General features: G+C 49.7%; 23 protein-coding genes and 1 pseudogene. 13 read left to right on the top strand and 11 right to left on the bottom strand.

Going from position 1 to position 21393, the window contains the following annotated elements; genetic code table 11:
- Window positions 1–101 precede the first annotated feature (101 nt).
- Window positions 102–623 (top strand): Cys-tRNA(Pro) deacylase, encoded by a 522-nt coding sequence (gene ybaK, locus ACI48K_RS12890; protein WP_475027996.1) that lies wholly within the window; start codon window positions 102–104, stop codon window positions 621–623.
- A 127-nt stretch (window positions 624–750) separates the two neighbouring features.
- The gene (locus tag ACI48K_RS12895) at window positions 751–2061 is read left to right on the top strand and encodes an MFS transporter (protein ID WP_475027997.1); all 1311 of its coding nucleotides are present in this window, start codon (window positions 751–753) and stop codon (window positions 2059–2061) included.
- Between the two features lie 33 nt (window positions 2062–2094).
- Here the strand turns inward: ACI48K_RS12895 and ACI48K_RS12900 are convergent, their stop codons facing one another.
- The 4 genes and pseudogenes from ACI48K_RS12900 to ACI48K_RS12915 form a co-directional block, all read right to left on the bottom strand.
- Window positions 2095–3075: a zinc dependent phospholipase C family protein gene (locus ACI48K_RS12900; protein ID WP_475027998.1), complete on the bottom strand. Its 981-nt coding sequence runs from the start codon at window positions 3073–3075 to the stop codon at window positions 2095–2097.
- Window positions 3076–3157: 82 nt separating this feature from the next.
- Window positions 3158–3769 carry a LysE family translocator gene (locus ACI48K_RS12905; protein ID WP_475027999.1) on the bottom strand — a complete coding sequence of 204 codons (612 nt, stop codon included), beginning with the start codon at window positions 3767–3769 and terminating at the stop codon, window positions 3158–3160.
- A gap of 13 nt (window positions 3770–3782) precedes the next feature.
- Window positions 3783–4223 (bottom strand): Lrp/AsnC family transcriptional regulator, encoded by a 441-nt coding sequence (locus ACI48K_RS12910; protein ID WP_475028000.1) that lies wholly within the window; start codon window positions 4221–4223, stop codon window positions 3783–3785.
- Between the two features lie 148 nt (window positions 4224–4371).
- Window positions 4372–5008, bottom strand: a pseudogene (locus ACI48K_RS12915) (flavin reductase family protein).
- A 288-nt stretch (window positions 5009–5296) separates the two neighbouring features.
- Between ACI48K_RS12915 and ACI48K_RS12920 the strand changes: the two are divergent.
- Window positions 5297–5926, top strand: coding sequence for a YfbR-like 5'-deoxynucleotidase (locus tag ACI48K_RS12920; protein WP_475028001.1), 630 nt, complete (start codon window positions 5297–5299; stop codon window positions 5924–5926).
- Between the two features lie 65 nt (window positions 5927–5991).
- Here ACI48K_RS12920 and ACI48K_RS12925 read toward each other — a convergent pair whose 3' ends face one another.
- Window positions 5992–6852: a phosphotransferase gene (locus ACI48K_RS12925; RefSeq protein ID WP_475028002.1), complete on the bottom strand. Its 861-nt coding sequence runs from the start codon at window positions 6850–6852 to the stop codon at window positions 5992–5994.
- A gap of 138 nt (window positions 6853–6990) precedes the next feature.
- Here ACI48K_RS12925 and ACI48K_RS12930 point away from each other — a divergent pair, with 138 nt between their 5' ends.
- A complete protein-coding gene (locus tag ACI48K_RS12930) occupies window positions 6991–7707 on the top strand; it encodes a DUF7002 family protein (protein WP_475028003.1) in 717 nt (238 codons plus the stop codon).
- A gap of 206 nt (window positions 7708–7913) precedes the next feature.
- Here ACI48K_RS12930 and ACI48K_RS12935 read toward each other — a convergent pair whose 3' ends face one another.
- Window positions 7914–8846, bottom strand: a complete 933-nt coding sequence (locus ACI48K_RS12935) for a LysR family transcriptional regulator (protein ID WP_475028004.1) — start codon at window positions 8844–8846, stop codon at window positions 7914–7916.
- 130 nt (window positions 8847–8976) lie between these two features.
- Here ACI48K_RS12935 and ACI48K_RS12940 point away from each other — a divergent pair, with 130 nt between their 5' ends.
- On the top strand, window positions 8977–9651 hold the full coding sequence (locus ACI48K_RS12940) for a DUF1330 domain-containing protein (protein WP_475028005.1): 675 nt from the start codon (window positions 8977–8979) through the stop codon (window positions 9649–9651).
- Window positions 9644–10438, top strand: a complete 795-nt coding sequence (locus ACI48K_RS12945) for an SDR family oxidoreductase (RefSeq protein ID WP_475028006.1) — start codon at window positions 9644–9646, stop codon at window positions 10436–10438. The genes ACI48K_RS12940 and ACI48K_RS12945 overlap by 8 nt, the downstream gene beginning before the upstream one ends.
- A gap of 65 nt (window positions 10439–10503) precedes the next feature.
- Here the strand turns inward: ACI48K_RS12945 and ACI48K_RS12950 are convergent, their stop codons facing one another.
- From ACI48K_RS12950 to ACI48K_RS12965, 4 genes are all read right to left on the bottom strand, one after another.
- A complete protein-coding gene (locus ACI48K_RS12950; protein WP_475028007.1) occupies window positions 10504–11046 on the bottom strand; it encodes a PadR family transcriptional regulator in 543 nt (180 codons plus the stop codon).
- 26 nt (window positions 11047–11072) lie between these two features.
- Window positions 11073–12299: an MFS transporter gene (locus ACI48K_RS12955; protein WP_475028008.1), complete on the bottom strand. Its 1227-nt coding sequence runs from the start codon at window positions 12297–12299 to the stop codon at window positions 11073–11075.
- 170 nt (window positions 12300–12469) lie between these two features.
- Window positions 12470–13705 (bottom strand): MFS transporter, encoded by a 1236-nt coding sequence (locus ACI48K_RS12960; protein ID WP_475028009.1) that lies wholly within the window; start codon window positions 13703–13705, stop codon window positions 12470–12472.
- 158 nt (window positions 13706–13863) lie between these two features.
- A complete protein-coding gene (locus ACI48K_RS12965; protein ID WP_475028010.1) occupies window positions 13864–14331 on the bottom strand; it encodes a MarR family transcriptional regulator in 468 nt (155 codons plus the stop codon).
- Between the two features lie 204 nt (window positions 14332–14535).
- Here ACI48K_RS12965 and ACI48K_RS12970 point away from each other — a divergent pair, with 204 nt between their 5' ends.
- A complete protein-coding gene (locus tag ACI48K_RS12970) occupies window positions 14536–14850 on the top strand; it encodes a thioredoxin family protein (RefSeq protein WP_475028011.1) in 315 nt (104 codons plus the stop codon).
- 291 nt (window positions 14851–15141) lie between these two features.
- On the opposite strand, the gene ACI48K_RS12975 is transcribed toward ACI48K_RS12970, so the two are convergent.
- Window positions 15142–15804 carry a hypothetical protein gene (locus tag ACI48K_RS12975; protein ID WP_475028012.1) on the bottom strand — a complete coding sequence of 221 codons (663 nt, stop codon included), beginning with the start codon at window positions 15802–15804 and terminating at the stop codon, window positions 15142–15144.
- Between the two features lie 158 nt (window positions 15805–15962).
- Here ACI48K_RS12975 and ACI48K_RS12980 point away from each other — a divergent pair, with 158 nt between their 5' ends.
- The 6 genes from ACI48K_RS12980 (at window position 15963) to ACI48K_RS13005 (ending at window position 21390) form a co-directional block, all read left to right on the top strand.
- Window positions 15963–16673 (top strand): response regulator transcription factor, encoded by a 711-nt coding sequence (locus ACI48K_RS12980; RefSeq protein ID WP_475028013.1) that lies wholly within the window; start codon window positions 15963–15965, stop codon window positions 16671–16673.
- Window position 16674: 1 nt separating this feature from the next.
- A complete protein-coding gene (locus tag ACI48K_RS12985) occupies window positions 16675–18069 on the top strand; it encodes a sensor histidine kinase (RefSeq protein WP_475028014.1) in 1395 nt (464 codons plus the stop codon).
- A gap of 665 nt (window positions 18070–18734) precedes the next feature.
- Window positions 18735–19283 (top strand): polymer-forming cytoskeletal protein, encoded by a 549-nt coding sequence (locus ACI48K_RS12990; RefSeq protein WP_475028015.1) that lies wholly within the window; start codon window positions 18735–18737, stop codon window positions 19281–19283.
- A gap of 155 nt (window positions 19284–19438) precedes the next feature.
- Window positions 19439–20014: a TetR/AcrR family transcriptional regulator gene (locus ACI48K_RS12995; protein ID WP_475028016.1), complete on the top strand. Its 576-nt coding sequence runs from the start codon at window positions 19439–19441 to the stop codon at window positions 20012–20014.
- A 62-nt stretch (window positions 20015–20076) separates the two neighbouring features.
- Window positions 20077–20853 (top strand): SDR family NAD(P)-dependent oxidoreductase, encoded by a 777-nt coding sequence (locus ACI48K_RS13000; protein WP_475028017.1) that lies wholly within the window; start codon window positions 20077–20079, stop codon window positions 20851–20853.
- Between the two features lie 201 nt (window positions 20854–21054).
- Window positions 21055–21390 carry an ArsR/SmtB family transcription factor gene (locus ACI48K_RS13005; RefSeq protein WP_475028107.1) on the top strand — a complete coding sequence of 112 codons (336 nt, stop codon included), beginning with the start codon at window positions 21055–21057 and terminating at the stop codon, window positions 21388–21390.
- Window positions 21391–21393 lie beyond the last annotated feature (3 nt).

Consider the following 21393-nt stretch of genomic DNA (forward strand, 5'->3'; position numbering starts at 1 on the left):
ATATGCCGGGTACGTTTCGAATCTTTCTTTTTTTTCCTGTCCCGAGGTGCTAGGATTAGCTTTAAAGGTTTTTTAGCAGATAAAAGGAGTGGCATGCACGGATGGCAGAAACAAAAACCAATGCGATGAGACGCCTCGATACTTCCAAAACGCCGTACCGGATTTACGCTTACGATGCGGAGGACGGCCAAATTCACGGCACCGCCGTCGCGGAGAAAATCGGCAAGCCGCCGGAAACGGTGTTCAAAACGCTGGTTGCCCACCAAGGAGCAGAATTGTTCGTGTTTATTATTCCGGTGGCGGAGGAGCTGGATTTGAAAAAGGCGGCAAGAGCCGCCGGCGTGAAAAAAGTGGAGATGCTGCCCGTTAAAGAACTGCTGGGGAAAACCGGCTATGTTCGCGGCGGCTGCTCGCCCGTTGGCATGAAGAAGCTGTATCCCACCTTCATCGACAGCAGCGCGGAGGGGTTGCCCGCCATGCTGGTCAGCGCCGGTAAAATCGGCATGCAGATGGAGCTGGAACCGCAGCGTCTGGCCGAGCAGGTGAAGGCGGCATTCGTCCCGCTCGTCCGGACGGAATTTTTGGAGGGGGAAGAGGTATATCGTTTGAACGAGGATTGGTAATCCTTTTGGTCTCCTCTTTAAGGGTCGAATCGGATGATAGTTTATCCAGCGCAAACACAGGCGAAATACTGGTCTGATCCTTTCCTCTTATAATTATGGGACTATTTGGTGAAGAGGAGTTGGAAAGATGAATAAATCGGCTGTGCGAGCCTGGATTATCTACGATTGGGCAAACTCCGCTTACGCCACTACCGTGTTGGCGGCGGTGCTGCCCATTTTTTACAGCAGCGTTGCGGCGGATGGGCTTAGCGAAAATACGGCGGCGTCCTATCTTGCTTACACGCATGCCATCGGCATGGCGCTGGTTGCGGTGATTTCGCCCTTGCTGGGCTCGATTTCGGACTTGACGGGGCGCAAGACGACCTTTCTGTCCTGGTTCGCCCTGCTGGGGATCGTCTCGACTTCGGGGTTTGCTCTGGTCGGAAACGGCGATTGGCTGCTCGCGTCCGCGCTGCTCGTCATTTCAACGGTTGGTTTTGCGGGAAGCCTGACGTTTTACGATTCCATGCTGCCGGATCTGGTGCCTTCGAAGCAGCGTGACGATATTTCATCCAAAGGATACGCGGCCGGGTATGTCGGCGGCGGTATTTTATTGGCCATTAACCTGGTGATGATTCAGCAGCCGCAGCTGCTTGGGCTGGGGGACGAGCTTACGGGAACCCGGGTATCGTTCTTGTCGGTCGGGGTATGGTGGCTGCTGTTTACGCTGCCGATTATGCGGCGGGTGCCGAACTTGCCGAAGCAGGCTACGGGCTTGACGGCGGGAGGTTATATTCGTGCGGCGGGGCAGAGAATCAGCGGCACTTACCGGGACATTCAGCGTTTTCCGCAGTTGTTCCGATTCATCGCCGCTTTTTGGTTTTATAATGACGGAATCAACACGATCATTCTGATGGCAACGATTTACGGAACGACGCTTGGGATCGGCACGAGCGATTTGATTTTGGCGCTGCTGATCACGCAGTTCGTCGGGTTTCCCAGCACGATTCTGCTCGGAAAGGCCGCGGCGCGCCTCGGCTCCAAGCGGGTGCTGCTCGCTTCGCTATTCACCTATGTGCTGATCGTCATCCTCGGTTTTGGCATGAACAGCGCGCTTCATTTTTATATTCTGGCGATTATGGTCGGGTTGGTGCAGGGCGGAAGTCAGGCTATTTCCCGCTCGATGCTTAGCGACATGATGCCGCCGCGGCGGACGGGCGAATTCTTCGGCTTCGTCAATATTACCAGCAAGTTCTCCTCGATTTTCGGACCGTTTGCGTTCGGACTGATCGGACAAATCACGGGCAACCCAAGGCTTGGAATTTTGTCGCTGATCCTGTTTTTTGCCACTGGCATTGCCGTAGTAGCGAGACTGAACGTGGAAAAAGGCAAAAAGGACGCGCTGCAGGAAAGCGGCGCGCCCGTGGAAAATTCGCTGATACAAACGGCGGAAGCTTGATCGAACTATGAAGAGCATAAGCCGGGCCGGCTTTTAGCCGGTATAGGCGTTATCCCAGATCGGCTCCGCAAACAAATTGGTCAGATTGCTGCTGCATTCCTTCCCGGTATCGTAAGAGCGGTCACCCAGCGTCTGCTTGAAGTTTTCCAGCTTCCAGGCGGACGCCTCGGGGGACGCGGTATCAAGCCATTCGACGAGCGCCTTGATAACCGTTCTTCCTTCTTCGAGCGCCTGCTCCCACAAATCCCACACGCTTTCCGTTCTGATTTCGGAATAAAGCGCCGAATGACGCCACTCCGTATGTTTTTCATTTAAATAGTCTAAGTTTTCCATTGCGGAGGACGGAGAATCATAGAAAAGATGACGCGTTGGTCCGAAGGCCAGCGCTTTTTTCCAGCCTTTCGGATCGTAAAGGCATCGATGTGCGAGCATCATGTCCCGGTAAGCCTCTTGCCAAACTTCTTTCGGAAGATTTTTCATGGCGGGGAACCAGGTAAGGGAGGTGTCGTGCAAAATATGGTGGATCGCAGCGGGGATACGAAGGCCAAGGTCGATTTCCTTTCGGCTGGCGAGCAGGGAGACATCCACTTGTCTGCGCCGCTTCATGAAAACGATATCGAGGGCGATTTCAAAACGTTGATGGTTACGTTCCTTGTAACCGGCTTTCCAATTGATGTAGGGATGAAGATTGCGGTCGAGCAGATGATGAGTCAGGAAGCCGAAAAAGTACAGCTGGGCCTCTGTGCGATCGGATTCAGGAAGCGAGCAGGCTTTGCGCCAAAAGTCGATCAGCACGGGACCGCAATGCTGACTGTGCATCTGATTCCCCAGTTCTACAACCCCAATGTCTTTCCTCCAGGGAAGGAAGCTGTGGTAGAGCAAAAAATCCGGGCCTTGGCAGCCCAAATGATAGAGCTCGCGGCGGCTGTCAAGGTCGTTCAAAAAAGAAAGCCGGTCGCGGAACTCGTTCGCAAGCTGCTGCCCGAATTCAATATGCATCCAGGTTGCCGGCATGTTTTTCCCCTCCTGCTGGTTATGTTAACTTCAGCATAAGGAACGGATGTTAATGGAGCGTGAAAATCATTGCAGCATCATGTTAAGATTTTGGAGTCCGCAGCATCTTGAAAGCAAAACCGATGAGAATGGCGCCCACAAGCAAATTCAGGCTTCGCGAGAGGAGCGGGGTAAATACGGCAAAGGCCAGACTTCCCGCAGTGGCGATCAAAGTCAGAAACACCAGGGTGGCCAGCAGCGACCCAAGAGCAAAGAGATAAACCCGACTTCGCAGCAAACCCGCTTCGGATAATTTTGACGTGAAAACGCCGGACCAAAACAGGATCGTCAGGGGATTTGAGGCTGTCAGCAGAAGTGCGAAGATAAACGGGCTGCTTGCGTTTGCGAGTCCGGCCGTGTTAAAGCCGGGCAGCAGTGCGATATGAAAAAAGCTCAGGATCATGCTCAAACCGAAAATAAACAGCACCGCCGCGCTGAATAAACGCAGCTTGGATTTGACGCGCTCCGATTCCAGCAACGCGGTTAATCCCAAAATGGCGGCAAGCATGAACAAACCGTCCGCGATGGCTACGCCGAGGGTCCCGGATTCCGCCGCCCAAAAGCCTTGACGGGAAGCGGTTTGAAAAATGTAGAGGCAAACCGGGCCAACCGCCAGCTGCAATAGCATGCCGAACCGAAAACCTTGTATCAGCATTTGTCGCCGCCCCCTAAATATTAAAATTTTCTTTAAGCGAGGACAAGGAGATCAGGGTATTGCTTTTGAGCACGCCGGGAATTTTTTTCAACGTATCGGATAAGAAGGCTTCGAGATGTCCTGTGTCTTCCACCAGCACTTTGAGCAAATAATCGTATTCGCCGGCGATGTGATGGCATTCCAGAACGGAGGGAATTTGAAGAATAGCCGTTCGGAAATCCTCGATATGCTTGGTTTGATCCAGCGTAACGAGGACGAAGGCCAGCAGTTTGTATCCCGTCTTATCCCGGTTCACCTTGATCGTGTAAGCTTCGATAACCCCCGCTTCCTCCAGCTTGCGAATTCGTTCGGACACGGCCGGGAGCGAGAGATTCACTCTTTTGCTCAATTCGGAAGCCGTGATTCTGCCGTTTGTCTTTAGGGCGTTCAGTAGAGTTAAATCGATTGCGTCCACGTGGTCATCCCCTTTTGCGAGTTAAATATTTAATGGAATTATACTATTCAGGTTAAATATTGATAAGTGATTTTCTTCACTGGCTAAAAATTATTAAAAACGATGATCCCGTTTTGAAGGATCACCGTAAGTTGGTTCACGCGAATTTCTATTTGTAGACGGGGGCCAGACTCGAAGCCGACAGCTGCTCCGAAAGTCCGAAATATTCGCAAAAATTCATGATCGTCGGCTGCCATTTGGCCGGATTGATGTGATTGGCGGAGCCCTCCATCAACAGATGCGGGGCGGCATGTACGCGTATTATGCGGGGCGGCATGTACGCGTATTATGCGTACCTCGACGGCCGCGAGCGAGCTTGGCGCTTCGAACGGATGAACATTTACAAGCTTGGCTTCCAACTGTATGGGACATTCTTTTACGCGCGGTGTTTTAACCAGATGGGATGGGGTGGAGGTCAAGCCGGAAATCCCGAATTTATCGGATTCAAACCGGTAACCGCGGCTGGCCTTCGACTCGGGGACCGGGTTTCGGCCTGTCAGCAGCGTCAGCTTTTCCACGGCGGGAATCAAATCCGGCGAAGGCAGATTGAGCACGCATTCGCGCTCACGCAGCAGGTTTTGAACCGTTTGCGATTTTTCACTCATCCCCAGCATAGCCGATTGATTAAGCCACCAGGCCGAAGACATAGGCGCCAAATTGGGGCTGCCGTCTTCGTTAAGGGTAGAGATCAGTACGATGGAGGTTCCGAAGTACAAAATGTTGGGTTCAATGACGGTGTGGTTCACGAGGTTCTCTCCTTTATGTATGAATAGGATGCGCCGTCAGTGTAACACAGTTCGCCGCGACTCGGGGGCATTCTGGAATAAGACCGCAAGATCGCGAAAGCAAGCCTCACGGTTCAGATCGATAAGGGCCATACCATTGTTTGCTTTATGTATGCATATATTTATATGATAACGTCGAATATTAGCGGAGTATGCGAGAAACGTTCATATCTGGTTAACATAAGCCATCTATACTTGATGTATATCCTTCTTTCGCACCTATCCCACTACTAAAGGATGGCTGACATTATGGGCATTCACACCTACTTTCGATCGCTGAACGAATTGGAACGCATCTACCGCTGCCCGGGAAAGTTCAAGTTCGAAGAACACAGCGTAGCCGCGCATTCCTGGAAGGTTGTACAATACGCCAAAACCTTGGCGAATATCGAAGAGCAGCACGGCGCTGAGATAGATTGGAAGAAGCTTTACGAGATTACGAGCAGCCATGACTACGGGGAAATTTTTATCGGGGACATCAAAACGCCGGTTAAACATTCCTCCATGGAGCTGCGCAAGCTGATTCAACAGGTTGAAGAGGGAATGGTGTCGAATTTTATCGAAGAACATATTCCCGAGGAATTCAAGAGCATTTTCCACAATCAGCTCCGCGAGGGAAAAGACGATACCGTCGAAGGTCTGATTCTGGAAGTCGCCGATAAGCTCGACCAGGTGTACGAGGCGTTTGCCGAGCTGCAAAGAGGCAATACGGAGAAAGAATTCGTCAAGATGTACCGGGACGCTTTGGTCAAAATCAAAAATATCAAGCTAAAATGCGTCGAGTATTTTTTGCGGGAGATTTTAACGGATATGGTCAATGAAGGTTCGAAATCCACCATCGATATCAGGCAAATTACTCAAGAGGCGCTAAGCCAATGAGTTGGGATGGAAAAGCAGCCGGTTCGCTAAGGGACCGCTGCTTTTTTTCAAGCTGAAAAACGAATTTAAAGCCTAGCGGATTGGAATATCCGGCGGACGGCTTGCGCTTCCCATTTCTCAAACAGCGGCCATCGCTGATCCGGAAACAAATCATGCTGGGCGGTTACGGCCCAATGAAGCCGCAGATACCAAAACACGGCAATGCCGATTTGGCCGGCAAACGGGGCGGGGTCGATGTTTTGATCCGTCAGGAGCGAAACCAGATCCACTTCCGGCGGGGCAAACACCGGGCGCTGCCAGTCGATAATCCGATAGCCCCCGGAGTCCCCGAATACCTGTTCCGCTTTCAAGTCGCCATGAATAGGGCGCGAGCTCTTGACCACTTGTTTGATCATCTCCGGCGAGTTTGTCCATTTACTTAACCGTTCCGTCACGGATGATTCCATCGTTTTGAACCGTCCGTCAGCGATCAAAGAGCCGAGTTTACTCAATATATCTTGCCGGGTTGTCAGCCAAGCATTTTCACTGGAACCGAGGTCCAGATACTGGGGAAGCTGCCCTTTGATATCGCCGATTTGCTCGATCAGTTTTTTGCCGTGCTCCGCCCAACCCGCAGGGCTGCCGGCACTGAGCGGCGGGACATCCAACCATTCGATCAACAGAATCGTTCCGTTCTCCCACGTGTCCAGCAAACGGCACCCCGGCAGCAGCGGGGAGGAGGCTTGAGCATAAAATTCGGCTTCGACGCTGGGCGAAAGCTGGGATTTATAGATGAGGGCCGTGCCGTCCTCCAAAACAAGCTTTTGAACGCAGGACAGCGGCCATTCGTGGATCGTTTGTCTGCTCAAGATTCTACTCCCAAGCAAGTCTTCCAATTCGTGGTCGGTATGCATATGAAGGCCGGAAAACACCGGGTGTGTTTGCATCAGGCCATTTCCTCCTTAACTTTCGTTTCCGGTTCGTCTATGTTAACTTATGATTGGATATCGCGGGGATTGGAAGATCAGCATGAAATGGAGTATACTGCAAGCATTGTTTATCATTGGCGAAAAGGAGTACGGATCATGAATGAGACGGCCGCATCGGCGATCACCAAAGCCCTTGGCAGAAAATCGTTGTTTCATTTTACCCGGGTGAGCAATTTGGCGGCGATTTATCATTTCGATGAGATGTGGTCCAGCTCGCTGATCAACCCGCAATCGAACGGCGAACGGAGAACGGCGCCCAAAGTCATGGAGCATCAAGCTTATTCCATGACGATCAATAGCCATTTGCGAATCCCGCAGAGCGTGATGGACCCGGGGATTACGCTTGAGCAGTTCCGCGCCTACTTGGACCGGCATGTATTTTTCTGGCCGACGCGAAGAGCCTGCTTGAAAATGCTGGATACCTACTCCCGAAGAGAACCGGAAGGGAAGTTTGCCGTTCTTGAATTCGACGCGTATGCTTTGCTGACCGGGCAGACTAACGCCATCCAGCTCTGCAAGTACGATTCAGGCAGCGCCCCGCGTTTCCCGTCAAGATGTTCCTATAGAAAAAGCCTGGATATGTTTTTGCCGATAGACCAATTTAAAATAATCACAAGCAGCATCGTGCCCGCCAAAGCGTCGGAAATTTTTGAAGTATTGGTGGAAGAGCGGGTTACGAAAGTATCCGAATACTTGAAGTCCGTACATATCGCCCATCCGGAGGATTTGCCCGAAGGTTGGCGGCTGCTGGCAAAACCACTGAATGGTTTCGGGCAATTGAGTACGAATCACTTGCCTAAAATGAATAGTTAGCCGGTGAATTCCTGTTGGCATCTCGAGTCAACATCATTACACCCTAATAACAGGAAATACTCCGGCTAATTTCATTGGAAATAGGATTCACGCGGACTTAGCTGGAAAAGCTCCTACTAATTTAAGCAAAAAGGCAGGTTTACTGCCAAAGTTCATCATTTAGCAGGAGGATTTCCAGTTAGTGTATCATTCAGACCAGTAATCCTCTAATTAACGGGAGAAATTCCAGTTGGTGGGGTGGTTTTCTGGCCATCCCGATCTATAGCGGCACTTAACCGCTCTACATACTCAATGAAACGTTTGGCCGCCGGCGACACGTAGCGGTCTTTTCTCCATTTCATGCCAAGCTCCCAATTCCAGCTTTCCTCTTCGATGGGAATCCAAGAAAGTCCGTCCAGCTCAAGCCCCATGGTTTTGGGGAGGACGGACACGCCTAGTCCCGCTTTAATGAAGCCCGCCACCGTAATCAAATCCTCGGCATCATAGGTCGAGGCCAGCGTAAACCCGGTATTGTGGAAACGCGAAAGGATAGTGGCCTTAAGGCCGCAGTTATTCTTGAGTCCCACAAACGGTTCGCCGGATAGCTCTCTCATGCTGAGTGAAGGGCGTCCGGCAAAGCGATGCTGACCGGAAACGACGATATATAGCGGCATCTCGCGGATTACCGTCCATTCGCGATGATCCGGCGTCGACTCCCTGGAAGTGATCATCAAATCCGAAAAACCCTTTTCCAAATGTTCATCGATATCACCGAGATTGCCCTGCATCAGTTCAAAACGTACATTCGGGTATATGTTCTGATAATCACGAATCAAGTTGGGCACCAGATCCACGCCCAGAATATTGAGATAAGACACGGAGACAACGCCGGACTCGGGGTCGGACCATTCCTTGATTTCCTGTTTGCCTTTTTCGATGTCTTTCAAAGCCTGCTCGGCCCATTTGGCAAACATTTTCCCGTAGCGGTTGAGTTCTACGTTTCGGCCGCTGCGTTCGAATAAGGGGACGTGAAGTTCGCTTTCAAGCTTGGAAATGGAATGGCTCAAAGCAGGCTGCGTCAGATTCAAAGCTTTGGCCGCCTGCGTCATATGCTGAAGCCGGACAACGGTCAAGAAATAATCCAACTGGGTTAGCTCCATTTTTAGCATCTCCTTACATGAACGAAATTTATGAATTTCATTAAAACTATAAATTAGACGTTATAAATGGTCAAGCGTACAATGAAGTTGATCTTATGAAGCCAGCCACGGCTGGGAAAAGGGGAGAGACATGTCGGCATACGTTATTTTTATACGCGAGCAAACCAATCATCCGGATGAACTTAAAATCTATTCGGAAAAGGCCCCGGCGGGTTTGGTCAATCATCCGGTGAATCCTCTCGCTCTATACGGCAAGTATGAAGTCCTTGAAGGCCCGGAAGCGGAGGGAGCCGCGATCCTTGAGTTTCCGACCTTTGCGCAAGCAAAAGCTTGGTATTTCAGCCCTGCTTATCAGGATGCCGTGAAACATCGGCTCAAGGGAGGAAACTACCGCGGCATCATCGTAGAAGGCATTTCCCATAAAGAAGGTGAGCCATCCATGAATAACCATCATCCATTGCCGGAGATTATAAGCCGGTTTATAGAGGCGAGCAATAACCACGATACGGATGCGGCATTAGCCTGCCTTGCCGATGATGTGCTGTTGTTTGACGACGCCCGTGAATTCCGCGGCAAGGTTGCTTTTCAAAAATGGAGCGATGCGGAATATATCGGTTCGCATATCAGCCTGAAAATTCTTGGCGCCGCTGCGCTGCAAGACTCCGAGTATTTAGTGTCAACCGAAATCAACGGCGATTATCCGGCCTGTCCGTACTTTTTTGACTATACGTTCACCTTGAAAGACGGGCTAATCGCCAAATTGGAAATTTTGGAATCCAAAACGGGGGGCAATGATTATGAGTAAATTTTTTGAATATGTACGAGATGAATTTTCCGGTAAAATGGCGCTGGTGACCGGCGGCACAAAAGGGATGGGGCAAGCCATCGCGGCAAGACTCGCCGGCGCCGGCGCTTCCGTGTTGACAACCGCGCGTTCCATGCCGGACGATCTTGCGAACCCCGATCAGTTCGTACAGGCGGATATTGCTACTCCGGAGGGCGTGGAACAGGTCATTCATGCCGTGAAGGAACGTCTTGGAGAAATCGACATCGTGGTGCACTGCGTAGGCGGTTCAACCACACCCCCGGGCGGTGCGCTCGCATTGTCGGATGGGGACTGGCTCCATGCCTTGAACTGGAATTTGCTCGGCGCCGTTCGACTGGATCGCGGACTGCTGCCGGTGATGCTGAAGAAGGGGAGCGGGGCGATCGTCCATATTTCGTCGATCCAGCGGCGTCTTCCGCTATATGAAACCACGCTGGCTTACGCGGCCGCCAAAGCCGCATTGACCAATTACAGCAAAGGGTTGTCCAACGAGTTTTCGCCTCGCGGCATCCGCATCAACACAGTAGCTCCCGGGTTTATTCAGACAGGGGCCGCGGATGCGATGATCGACCGGGTCGCCACGAAAACCGGGAGCCGCGAAAGCGCAATAGCCGAGCTCATGGACTCACTTGGCGGTATTCCGCTTGGGCGTCCGGGATACCCAGCAGAGGTCGCGGAACTTGTTGCATTTCTGGTGTCCGAGCGGGCGGGCGCGATTACGGGGAGCGAATACGTGATTGACGGAGGCACGATTCCGACAGTTTAATTGATATTTTGCCGTTTGAGTTAATGAAAAAGCACGCGGATTTTTCCTCGCGTGCTTTTTTCGGTTTAGTGTTCCGCCTCGCGGAGCTGCTCCTCCAGGCGGCGAATCGCGTCGGTGAGCCACTCTTTCTCGACGCGGCTGGTTTCCTTGGCGATAAGCAGCATTCCCTTGCGAAAAGGATCCTGCTCATCATTTAGCCGGGATGGGGCGCCTTGGTTTGAGAAGAAGCTCTTTCCTCCCCGCAAAAACTCCATTCGCCGTTGCAAAACGACGAATTGCTCTTTCGGTTCCACATGTTTAAGAAAAGCCAATACCGTAAAGAAACGGTTTCTGTCGGAAATATCCACATCGCCCGGAGATCTTAGATCTTCATGGAGCTTGTTTGTACCGGACTCGGTAATATATAAAACAATCTTTTCCAGCCCGTTCTCGCCGGGTTCCTTTTTTTTGCTCAAGAGGCCTTGTTTCTCAAGACGCGTGATGGCCGGGTATAATGCGCCGTCGCTGACGGAACGGAAATGTCCGGTTAGGAGGGACAAACGTTGTTTCAATTCGTAACCATGCATCGGGGTTTCCTGGAGAAACCCGAGAATCGCCAATTCCAGCATAGGATCCTGCCTCTACAATTCTTTGACTAGTCGGCCGCGCTCCCCAGTTTTTCAGGAAGAACGAGTGCTTGCTTCCGCATAAAAAGAAGGCTGCTCAGCAAAGTCGTACATGCCGCTACTTGAAATACTATCATAGCGAGGAGCATCGGAACAATTCCCCAATATTCATACATGCCCGTTCCGATCATCGGCGCAAGCAGCCGTCCGCAATAATTGAACATGGTGACGGTTCCTTGATAGAAGCCCTTTTGTTCCGGAGGAGCGAGGCGCGAGGCAAATGCCGGAATGGCGGGGAACACGATGATTTCTCCTAAAGTCAGGAAGATCATACCGGCAATAAACCAGATATAGGATCCGTGGACGATCAGGCACAGGAAGGAGAGGATGAACATCCCGACTCCCGTCATAAACTCCGCACCCTCCGCTGCAAACCGTTTCCGCAAAAACACGCTTACGGGCTGAAGGCCAATCACGAGCACTCCGTTTAACGTCCAAAGCAGGCTGTACAGACTGATTTTCATGCCTAAATCTCCGATAAAAACCGGAACAACGGCCTGCCACTGAATATAGCCGATCATGATGAAAGTATTGCCCAACCCAAGCCATAGAATAGACCGGTATCGGGGGTTGCCGTCAAATTTTATCTTGAAACTTTTCCGGCTTTTTTGGCTTGTTTTCGGCACAGGCCTCAAATCCGGCAAACCCAACAGCTCCAATAAAAAAGCGCCGATAAAGAGAACGCACATACTCAAAAAGGAAAGACGGAAAGAATAGGAGGCAAGTATTCCGCCTAGTGCGGCTCCCGCGGAAACCCCGATGTTTTGAAACAGGTAATTCAAATTGAAAGGTTTTCGTTCCCCTTCCGGCCAAATGACTCCGGCCCCGGCGCTAATGGAGGTTATGCAAACGCCAAGAAACAAGGTAAGCGTCAAAAAAGACAGAAGAAATCCAAGCCAATTTTCGAGCAGGGTCAAAAGCAGGCTGCTTCCCGTCATCACCAAGGTTGAGATCAGCAGCGTTTTCTTTCCTCCAAGCCGGTCGAACAGCAGGCCGCCAGCCATGCTGCCCAGGATGCCGGAGGCCCCTTCCGCAGAAAGGACCCATCCGGCGGTGCTTACGGACTGATGAAGCTCTTTGGTTACATAGATCATCGTCAAGGGCCATAAAAAAGAGAATGCGGCCATCACGAGCATGGCGCTTCCAGATAAGGCCCAGACCTGTTTCGGATATGACTTTAAAATAGAGAAAGACATTCAAAAATACCTCCTATGGACAAACTTACCTGAAATTCGGTCCATATATCGTTTAGAGGTATAATACATCGAAAAGATATATTGGTCAACAATTTGAAAAATCTTCCGAGGCGTATTCCGCGAAAATTCGTGAAGCTGAAAGAGGCGGAAATCTGAATAAAGCGGGGAACTTACATATTTATGTGCGTACCTTTATACAAAACCGGTATTGCCGCTGCTATAAGGATCATCCCCAGAAAAGCGGGTGCGGGAGACCCAAGCGAAACATAGATTTGACCTCCAATGATAGGCCCAATGATTCTTGCCAAAGCCTGAATAGATTGGCTGCCTCCTTGAATCCTTCCTTGTTCACTGGAATCGGCAGATTTGGAGAGCATCCCGTTGAATGAAGGCCCGAAGATCGAATCACCAAAACCAAATATAAACATTCCGGCGATAAAAAGAGGATAGAACGAGAACCATGCCGATAGCGCAATAAGGCTGTAGCCTGTCATCTCCGAAACCATTCCAAGAATTGCGATCTGTTTATCGCTGCGTTTTGTCAAAAGCTTTGGCATGATGAAACCTTGAGAAAGGATGTCTTGGAATCCCATAATTGAAAACATAAGTCCGATTATTGCAGGCTTCCAACTGAAAGTATCCATGGTGAATTGTGAAAAAACAGCCTGTAAAGACCCGTTGGGTATCCAAAGCAAGAACGCTGAAATCAGCAGCCTTTTTAGGCTTTTCATGGAAAGTATGTTTGCAAGCTGCGTAAATGGATTCAGTCTTGCAAAGGTAATTTCTTTCAGCCTATGATTCTTGTCGAGGCTCTCAGGCATATAAAAGAATCCATAAACAACATTCAATAAAGTAATGATTGCTCCAAAATACATGGGCACAGAATAACCAAACTTGGCAAGCAATCCGCCTAGCGTTGGACCAATGACGGTGCCTGCACCTACAACCGCACTCATCCATCCAAAGTATTTGGTTCTCAGTTCCGCAGGAATGATGTCTGCAAAATAGGCGAAGATCGTGCTTATGCTTCCACCTGTTATACCTTCTATAATGCGTCCGGCAAATAACACCCATAGGGCTCCTCCAATGCCAAAAACGAAGTACCCGATTGCGGAACCCATAAGGCATACTAAGAGCAATGGACGACGGCCATATTTGTCGCTCAACGTTCCAAGCACGGGGGCCGCAAAAAACACGCAGACGGCATAAACAGAGGTCAGCAGTGTAACAACGGTAGCTTGTTCTCCCGGATTGCTTGTATAAGGCTGCACTAAGAATGGGACGACAGGCGCAATGATGCTGAAGCCTATTCCGCAAAGAAACACAGAGATAAGACCGAATATTAGAGCGTGTTTATCTACCGTTTGCTCCGTGCTTTGTACATGGTGTGATCTAGATTTGAACATTGAATACTCCTCTCAAAAACTGATTTTATTTCCTTGGAAACATAATCATCGTATTCCCATTTAGTTTCCTTGTCAACAAAATGGCGATAAAAAAGCAGCCCGCTCTCAATTGAGCTGGGCTGCTTGTGGTTTCATTTTCATTATTAAATGGATCCGGCTTAATTAATCTCTATGCCTTGTTTCTTGATTTCTGCATCCAAATGCCTGCTATACTTTTCCATGAAGCTAAGCATAGTGTCAAGTTGTTCCTCGGTTATCTGCTCAAACACGGCTTTATCCCGCGCTTGAAACTCTTTGTGCAGTTCCTCATGGATATGATAAACGACTTTCCCTTGCTTAGTGAGCCTAAAATAGATTTCTTTCTTGTTTTCCGGCTTCTGGTAGCTTTCGATAAGGTCTTTTTCTATGAGTTTTTTTGTTAGTTTACTTATGGCACCTTTGGTCATATACAAGGATTCCGCAAGTTTTGTCACGTTGGGATCTGCATTCTTTTCAATGCATTCGATACAATGCACTTCAGAAGACTTATAACCCTTAAGACGGTCTTCCATTTTAGTCTTGTTAAGCCAAGCCATCTTATTAAACAAGTCCCTGAAATCCATCATGACCTGTTCATGCTTGTTCACGGCCTATTCCTCCCACCTTTTGGTGCATTATAATATTATATTGATGTTTTGTTTCTATTTCAACAATATTATATTGATTTTGTATTTTCAGTTTTTTAAAAGAAATATTGACATCCCTACAGCCGTTGTCTAAAATTAAATTGTGTACAATATAAAGTGAGAAATAGAAGCCGCATGATTTTGTCTCAAAAGGAGAGAACCCAGATGGAGAGAGTACAATCGGAAGACCAATTTCAAAATCTGATTCAAAGAGATCAGTTTACCGTGATCAAATTCGACACAACCTGGTGTCCGGATTGCAAAAACCTGGACCGGTTTATCGGCGACATTATCGCGGAACATACGGACAAGGATTTTTACGCCATGGACGCGGAGCAGTTCCAGCCGATTGCGGAAGCGAACGAAGTGCGCGGGATTCCAAGCCTGCTTGTCTATAAAAATGGGGAGAAGCTTGCCCATCTGCACAGCAAATTCGCGAAAACGCCGTCTCAGATCAGAGAATATCTCGCGAGCCTGTAATTTTCGGCTAGGTAAGAGCCATAGTTCCCGGATTTCCGGGGCTATGGCTTTTTTCGTAGAAAGGAAAAATGGAGTTCAGGAAAGAATCAGCCCGGTATACCAGAAAATCACAAATGCGGATGTCGTTCTCATGCAAAACGTGCATATCCAGCATCATGTGGGCGCCTGCAATCACATTCTCCGCGCCAATGATCTTGAAACGGTGGAATGGAAGGCGAATAGCGGAATAATAGAAACAAGCCAAGGCAACGGGCCTTGGCTTGTTTTGCTGTATGCTCGAATATTTTCTGTTTATTTCGATGCGTTCAGCTCGGAAAGCACCTGCTTGTACTCCTGCAAAAGATCCGCAAGGGACTGTTTGATCGCGCCTGCATCTTTGGATTCGACCGCCTTGCTCACCGCATTTAAGGCTGCGTAGAATTCGGAATCTTCCGTGGAGGCTTTGGTAACGGCGATTGTTGTTCCTTGAAGGCTGCCGGCGGAAATGACTTTCCCGGTTCCTTGAACCGCTTTAAAATCAATCGGGGTTCCGCTCACTTTAAGCACTTGGGTTGATTTTACCGATATTTGACCAACCGACGATGCGTCCAGTTTAATCGCGTCGGCGGGTTTAGTCGTAAAAGAACCTTTTGCTTCCAATTTGGTAGCGATGCCGGCGCTGATTTTGCTTGGATCAATCAGGTGGACTCCCGCTGCTTTTTCATATTCTCCCAATGTAGCTTTCCATTCTTGCTGAGTATCCGGCGCGTAGGTTTTCACCAGATCCATAAGATCCGGAAGCACTGGCAATACTTTCACCGACGAGGCTTGGAGAGTAGGGGGAGCCTCCAAGGTCGAAGTGGCCAAAGCGGGGGCGGTTGTTCCGTTTGCCGCGCTGGCAAAAGCCGGAACGGCCAGGACAGACAGCATCGATGCGGATAAAGCGATTTTTTTCAGCGTGTTGCGGTGTTTCATGATAAACACTCCTTTGGGGTTTGGTTTGTCTTGCAATTTGAACTATACAGGGCCTGTATGGCACAAAATTGGTGGCTTTGTGGAAAAACAATGGCATTCAACTATCCGCTCGGCCAAATTGATATAATGAACCAGAGAAAATCCGGGGGGCTCCACTTATGAATAATAATCAGGTTATCGCCGTCGTGGACGATGACATCAATATACGCCATTTAGTAGAAGTCTATTTGCATAAAGAGAATTATCAAACTGTCGGTCTCGGAAGCGCCGAAGAGGCTTGGGACTTATGGAGGAACGATCCGCCCGATTTATGGGTGCTCGATGTGATGCTGCCGGGGATGGACGGTTATGAATTTTGCCGCCGCATTCGGGATGAAGCGGAAGTGCCGATCATTATGATCTCCGCAAAGGATAATGAGGTCGACAAAATTTTAGGGCTGGAACTCGGGAGCGATGATTACCTGGTGAAGCCGTTCAGCCCGCGCGAGCTGGTAGCCCGCATTAAACGGCAGCTGGACCGATGGGATAAAATGACCAAAAGCGACGGTCAGCAGGAAATTGCTGATTCGAGCAAGCTGGAGATCGGTGACTTGCAGTTGATGCTTGAGGAACGGCGTGCGTTCTGGCGCGGGGAAGAGGTCGAGTTGACCAGCAAGGAATTTCTGATGCTGAAGGTGTTCTCCGAGCATCCTAATCGGGCTTTTACTAGGGAGGAGCTGCTGGCTTATATTTGGGGCGACGATTATTTCGGAAGCGACCGGGCCGTCGATCACTTGATCAAGCGGGTGCGGAAAAAAATCGATCAACTGCCGCTGGAATCGGTTTGGGGACACGGTTACCGGCTCAGATCGGACAAGGGGGAAGCTTAAGATGAAATTGATCCATCAGATCAACCTGGCGTTCGGATTGTCGCTCGTATTGGTGCTTTCCATAACGGCGGGGGTCATCCATTATGTGCTGCTGGACCATTTTATCGGGGCAAAGCAGGAGGATTTGCGGACGCTGGGCGCATCGATTACGGCTAATTTGCAGGCTCAGCCTATCAACGCGGTAAGTGTGCAAAGCGTCGCCACACTGACTCCGGCGTTTTCACCCGTCACCTCCGGCGTCGAAGCCATCGTTTCCGATAAGTCGGGGAACATCGTGTCTACGGGTGTGCCCGTTACGGCCCCCGGAACGGCCTTGAGCGGTAAAATCACGGCAACGCAAACGACCGCCGCCACGAGCCTGCAGAAATTATGGAACGGAACCGACAGCCGTTATCTGGTTCAGGTTAATCCCATACCGGAGGGTAAGCTGACCCTCTTTACTCCGCTAAGCAAGGTCAAAGAGGTTGAGAAGGTGTTAATGGGGCAGCTGATTTTGGTGTTTTTTGCCGGAGGAGCCATCATGTTTCTGCTCAGCCTCTTGATTACGAGGAAACTGATTCATCCGCTTATGGAGCTGCGAGAGGAATTGAAGAAAGTAAAAAGCCGCCGTTTCTCCGAGGTTTCGCTCGTCAAAGCGGGCGGGGAGATCGGAGCCGTTGCTCAGACCGTGCATGAAATGGCCTCGGAACTGGACCGCTTCAATCAGGTACAGAAGCACTTCTTTCAAAACGCATCCCATGAACTGAAAACTCCGCTGATGTCCATATCCGGTTATGCGGAAGGGATTCGGGACGGCGTTTTTGAAGGAGAGGATGTCCGCAAGGGCCTCGATATCATTCTTGGGGAAAGCGGGAGGCTGAAGAATCTGGTCACGGAAATGACGCTTTTGGCCAAGCTCGACAGCGAGGAAGGAATTTTCCGGCCGTCCCCGGTGAATCTGAAGGAGCTGGTGACGGATGCGGTCGAACGCATCAACCCGCTGCTTGTCAAACGAAACGTAACGCTTCAAACGGACCTGCCGGAAAAGGATGAATTGATTTTGCAAGCGGACCCGGACAAACTGTTGCAAGCGCTCCTGAACGTGTTGTCTAATGCAGCCAGATACGCGCATGAGCGAATCCGTGTACGGGTTGCCCATAATAAAGGGAAAATTACCGTTATGATTTCCGACGACGGGCCGGGCATTCCCCGGGACTTGCTGCCGGCGCTCTTTCACCGGTTCGTCAAAGGCAAGGACGGAGAGTCCGGGCTTGGGATGGCGATTTCGCGGGCCATCGTGGAGCGCAGCGGAGGAACCATCTCGGCGGATAATCTTAAAGCAGGTGGAGCTATATTTACGATCACTTTCCCGGAAACGGGGTTTGAAGTGGCCAAAAGGCGCAGATTATCCGCTTGAATGACGGGATCATCGACAGAAAACCCAAAGGTTGTCCCAAAAGTAAATTAGTTCATTTGACTAACGGCTCGGCGATCTCTCGAATAGCGGTTTGAAATGGCCTTATTTCACTCCGAAGCCGCATTTTCTAAAATTAGCGGTACAAAATGGCCCTATTTTCGGTAAAACATCCAAAACCAAGGGGAATAGGAACTCTTCTGCAGAAATAAGGCCATAAAACGGCGCTATTCATTCAGAATGAGCCTTTCCCGTGGAAATAAGGACATAAAGGATCGCTATTTAAAATGGGAGGGATACGGTATTTGGGACGTCGTTGACCAGAGCAGACTATGCCAATCCCAGCCGCTCAATTTTGGTGACTGCTCTTTGATAAGCGTCTGTTCCGTTCCCTTGTGAATAACCGTTGACTCTTATGCTCATACTTACTTTAAACTTTTTGCTAATGACTCACGCTTGACAAAGAAAGTGCCATGATTTGGCGGTTCTCTCCGGGTTAAATTTACTTTCGAAAGGTCAAGCAAGCGATGACAATATGTGACGAAAAATGTAATCTATCAAAAATGTTTGTAATGAAATTCACAATTATTGTGAAAAGAATCACATTTCTATGTTTAGTTTTTATTTATAATAATTTTGTAAATATAAATTGAAGGGGAGAATTCACTGTGAAATTTTTCAAAGTACTCGTAGTAGCAGGTATCGCAGTTGCCATGTTGTCCGGCTGCGGATCCAACAATGACAAAGCCAACAATGCGGCTAACGGCAACAAACCTGCAGAACAAACAGACGCTGTAACTACAGCATCTATCGTTAACGAAGCTGACGCATTCACTACTGCTGTTAGCGACAAAGGTACCTGGATCGTTGCAATCCTGAACGACCTGACTGTTGATAAGGAAGTTGTCGTATCCGGCGAATTCCACGACAAAGGCGATTCCGCAAACGCGATCTACCGTAAACTGGCTCTGTATGCTCAAGATGCAGACCACAACATCACGGCTTCTTACACACTGACTGTTCCTAAATTGACTGTACAAAGCGAAAACTTCAAAATCCAAGGCGGTACGGTTAAAGGCGACGTTTATGTAGAAGCTAACGGCTTTACCCTTGACAAAACTGGTACGATCGACGGCAACCTGTACTTCAAGAGCGACGATCTGAAAACAAGTGCAGTTCTGGACGGTAAAGTTACCGGCTCCACTGAAGTTAAGTAATATCCAGTAAGCCTTAAAAGATCAGCCTGCAGACATAACCATAACGGTGTTGTCTGCAGGCTTCTTTATTTCAAATAAATGAACGAACGGTACAAAATAATTCTTTACCGATCGTTCTCAATATGCTAAACTCATAATCGAAAGGAGGGGACGCGATGGCCAGAACGAGAGAATTCGATGAAGATGCCGTGCTGCTCAAAGCGATGTATCTTTTTTGGGAACAAGGATACGAGAAAACATCCATGCAGGATCTGGTCTCGCATATGGGTGTTCACAAAAGAAGCATGTACGATACGTTTGGCGACAAGCGGACCTTATATATTAGGGCGCTTAAACGTTACGGCGAACGGATCAATCAGTCCTTCGAACAGCGGATTCATATCGCCAATACGTCCCGGGAAGCGATTCGGAAGCTGTTCGAAATGGTAATTTTGTCCGAAAACGACGCGCCGAAAGGGTGCATGATGGTCAATACCGCCGTCGAGCTTGCCGTGCATGATCCCGAACTGAAAGAATCCGTCTGCCAAAGTTTAGACCGATCGGAACGGATTTTCCGCCGGCTGATTGAAGAGGGTCAGCGATCCGGGGAATTCGACAAATCGTTGGATGCGGAGTCACTCTCGCATTATTTAAACAATGCGGTGACCGGGCTGCGGGTGATGGTTAAAGCGACCGATGACATAGAAAAACTACAGCAAATCATTGATACGACATTGTCGATATTAAAATGAAATTTTTTTACTTATTCGAGAACGATCGTTCTCAAAAAACAAAAAATAAGGAGAGTTATACAATGGGAAAATTGAACGGGAAAGTAGCATTTATTACCGGAGGCAATAGCGGAATCGGCTTGGAGGCCGCAAAATTGTTTGTTGCGGAAGGCGCTAAGGTGATCGTTACCGGGCGAAATAAAGCAACGCTGGACACTGCGGCGAAAGAGCTTGGGACAAACGGCCTGGCGGTTCAAGCGGATGTCGCCGATCCGGCCAGCTTGGAAAAAGCCGTTGCCGCCGGTGTAGCACAGTTCGGCGGGATTGACGTGGTATTTGCCAATGCGGGAATTCCGGGAAATACGCCGGTGGGCGCGACGGATTTATCTTTGTTCGAAGAAGTGCTGAAGATCAATGTAACCGGCGTATTTTCTACGGTTCAAGCGACCTTGCCTCACTTAAAAGAGGGGGCCTCCGTGATTCTGATCGGCTCGGTGCTGGCTAAAGCGGGCAGTCCCGGATACGCGGCTTATGCGGCGAGCAAAGGGGCCGTGACCAGCATGGCGAGGGTGATGGTTTCCGAATTGTCGCCGCGCGGCATTCGCGTGAACACCATCGTTCCCGGAGCCACGGTTACGCCGATCTGGGGACAATCTACGCCTGAAGGGTTAGCTCAATTGGAAGCAAAACTTTCGCTCGGCATCCCGCTTAATCGTTTAGGGGCGCCTGTGGAAGTCGCCAACGTTGCTTTATTCCTGGCCTCGGACGACTCATCTTTTGTTCAAGGAGCGGAAATCAGCGTAGACGGCGGCGCGGGGGCCTCGCCGTATGGCGCTCCGATCTATAGAGCAACACGTTAAGCTTGTCTCGGCAGTTTGCCGTTTATATAAAAAGCCGGCCAGAATACTCTGGCCGGCTTTGTGCTATGTCTGGCCGGCGGCCGACGAAAATTTTTGCTTCGTCTCGATTTTCTTTCCCGATGTTGCGGGGCCATTATGCATAAGCTATGCTGTAATCGGTTCAAACGTTTAAACCATACAGGCAAGGAGATAAAACCTATGATGGAAGATCGCGGCAAGTTGAAGATCGTCAAATCGGAGTTGAAGGAGTGCAAGGACGTCCTGTCTGCCATCGGCGATGAAACTCGCCAGCAGATTATGGTGTGCCTGCTTGAAGCCGGGTGCGACGGGCTGCGCGTGGGGGCGATTACGGCGGAGACTCATCTGTCCAGACCGGCGGTGTCCCATCACCTGAAAATTCTAAAGGATGCCGGCATCGTAAACCTCTACAAGGAGACGACGAAGAACTTCTACTACATCGATCCGACCGGCTGGATTCGCAATTTGCGTAATTTGACCGGACATATTGAAGAGCTGCTGCCGCGATCCCGATCCTAATTT

It is taken from the genome of Paenibacillus terrisolis, from assembly GCF_056171975.1.

Excerpts from the sequence above, each read along its gene's own strand:
- ACI48K_RS12980 (WP_475028013.1), top strand. The coding sequence starts at position 15,963 with ATGAATAATAATCAGGTTATCGCCGTCGTGGACGATGACATCAATATA.
- ACI48K_RS12955 (WP_475028008.1), bottom strand. The coding sequence starts at position 12,299 with ATGTCTTTCTCTATTTTAAAGTCATATCCGAAACAGGTCTGGGCCTTA.
- ACI48K_RS12920 (WP_475028001.1), top strand. The coding sequence starts at position 5,297 with ATGGGCATTCACACCTACTTTCGATCGCTGAACGAATTGGAACGCATC.
- ACI48K_RS12935 (WP_475028004.1), bottom strand. The coding sequence starts at position 8,846 with ATGGAGCTAACCCAGTTGGATTATTTCTTGACCGTTGTCCGGCTTCAG.
- ACI48K_RS12960 (WP_475028009.1), bottom strand. The coding sequence starts at position 13,705 with ATGTTCAAATCTAGATCACACCATGTACAAAGCACGGAGCAAACGGTA.
- ACI48K_RS12985 (WP_475028014.1), top strand. The coding sequence starts at position 16,675 with ATGAAATTGATCCATCAGATCAACCTGGCGTTCGGATTGTCGCTCGTA.
- ACI48K_RS13000 (WP_475028017.1), top strand. The coding sequence starts at position 20,077 with ATGGGAAAATTGAACGGGAAAGTAGCATTTATTACCGGAGGCAATAGC.
- ACI48K_RS12895 (WP_475027997.1), top strand. The coding sequence starts at position 751 with ATGAATAAATCGGCTGTGCGAGCCTGGATTATCTACGATTGGGCAAAC.
- ACI48K_RS12930 (WP_475028003.1), top strand. The coding sequence starts at position 6,991 with ATGAATGAGACGGCCGCATCGGCGATCACCAAAGCCCTTGGCAGAAAA.
- ACI48K_RS12940 (WP_475028005.1), top strand. The coding sequence starts at position 8,977 with ATGTCGGCATACGTTATTTTTATACGCGAGCAAACCAATCATCCGGAT.
- ACI48K_RS12925 (WP_475028002.1), bottom strand. The coding sequence starts at position 6,852 with ATGCAAACACACCCGGTGTTTTCCGGCCTTCATATGCATACCGACCAC.
- ybaK (WP_475027996.1), top strand. The coding sequence starts at position 102 with ATGGCAGAAACAAAAACCAATGCGATGAGACGCCTCGATACTTCCAAA.
- ACI48K_RS12970 (WP_475028011.1), top strand. The coding sequence starts at position 14,536 with ATGGAGAGAGTACAATCGGAAGACCAATTTCAAAATCTGATTCAAAGA.
- ACI48K_RS13005 (WP_475028107.1), top strand. The coding sequence starts at position 21,055 with ATGGAAGATCGCGGCAAGTTGAAGATCGTCAAATCGGAGTTGAAGGAG.
- ACI48K_RS12945 (WP_475028006.1), top strand. The coding sequence starts at position 9,644 with ATGAGTAAATTTTTTGAATATGTACGAGATGAATTTTCCGGTAAAATG.
- ACI48K_RS12900 (WP_475027998.1), bottom strand. The coding sequence starts at position 3,075 with ATGCCGGCAACCTGGATGCATATTGAATTCGGGCAGCAGCTTGCGAAC.
- ACI48K_RS12975 (WP_475028012.1), bottom strand. The coding sequence starts at position 15,804 with ATGAAACACCGCAACACGCTGAAAAAAATCGCTTTATCCGCATCGATG.
- ACI48K_RS12950 (WP_475028007.1), bottom strand. The coding sequence starts at position 11,046 with ATGCTGGAATTGGCGATTCTCGGGTTTCTCCAGGAAACCCCGATGCAT.
- ACI48K_RS12995 (WP_475028016.1), top strand. The coding sequence starts at position 19,439 with ATGGCCAGAACGAGAGAATTCGATGAAGATGCCGTGCTGCTCAAAGCG.
- ACI48K_RS12905 (WP_475027999.1), bottom strand. The coding sequence starts at position 3,769 with ATGCTGATACAAGGTTTTCGGTTCGGCATGCTATTGCAGCTGGCGGTT.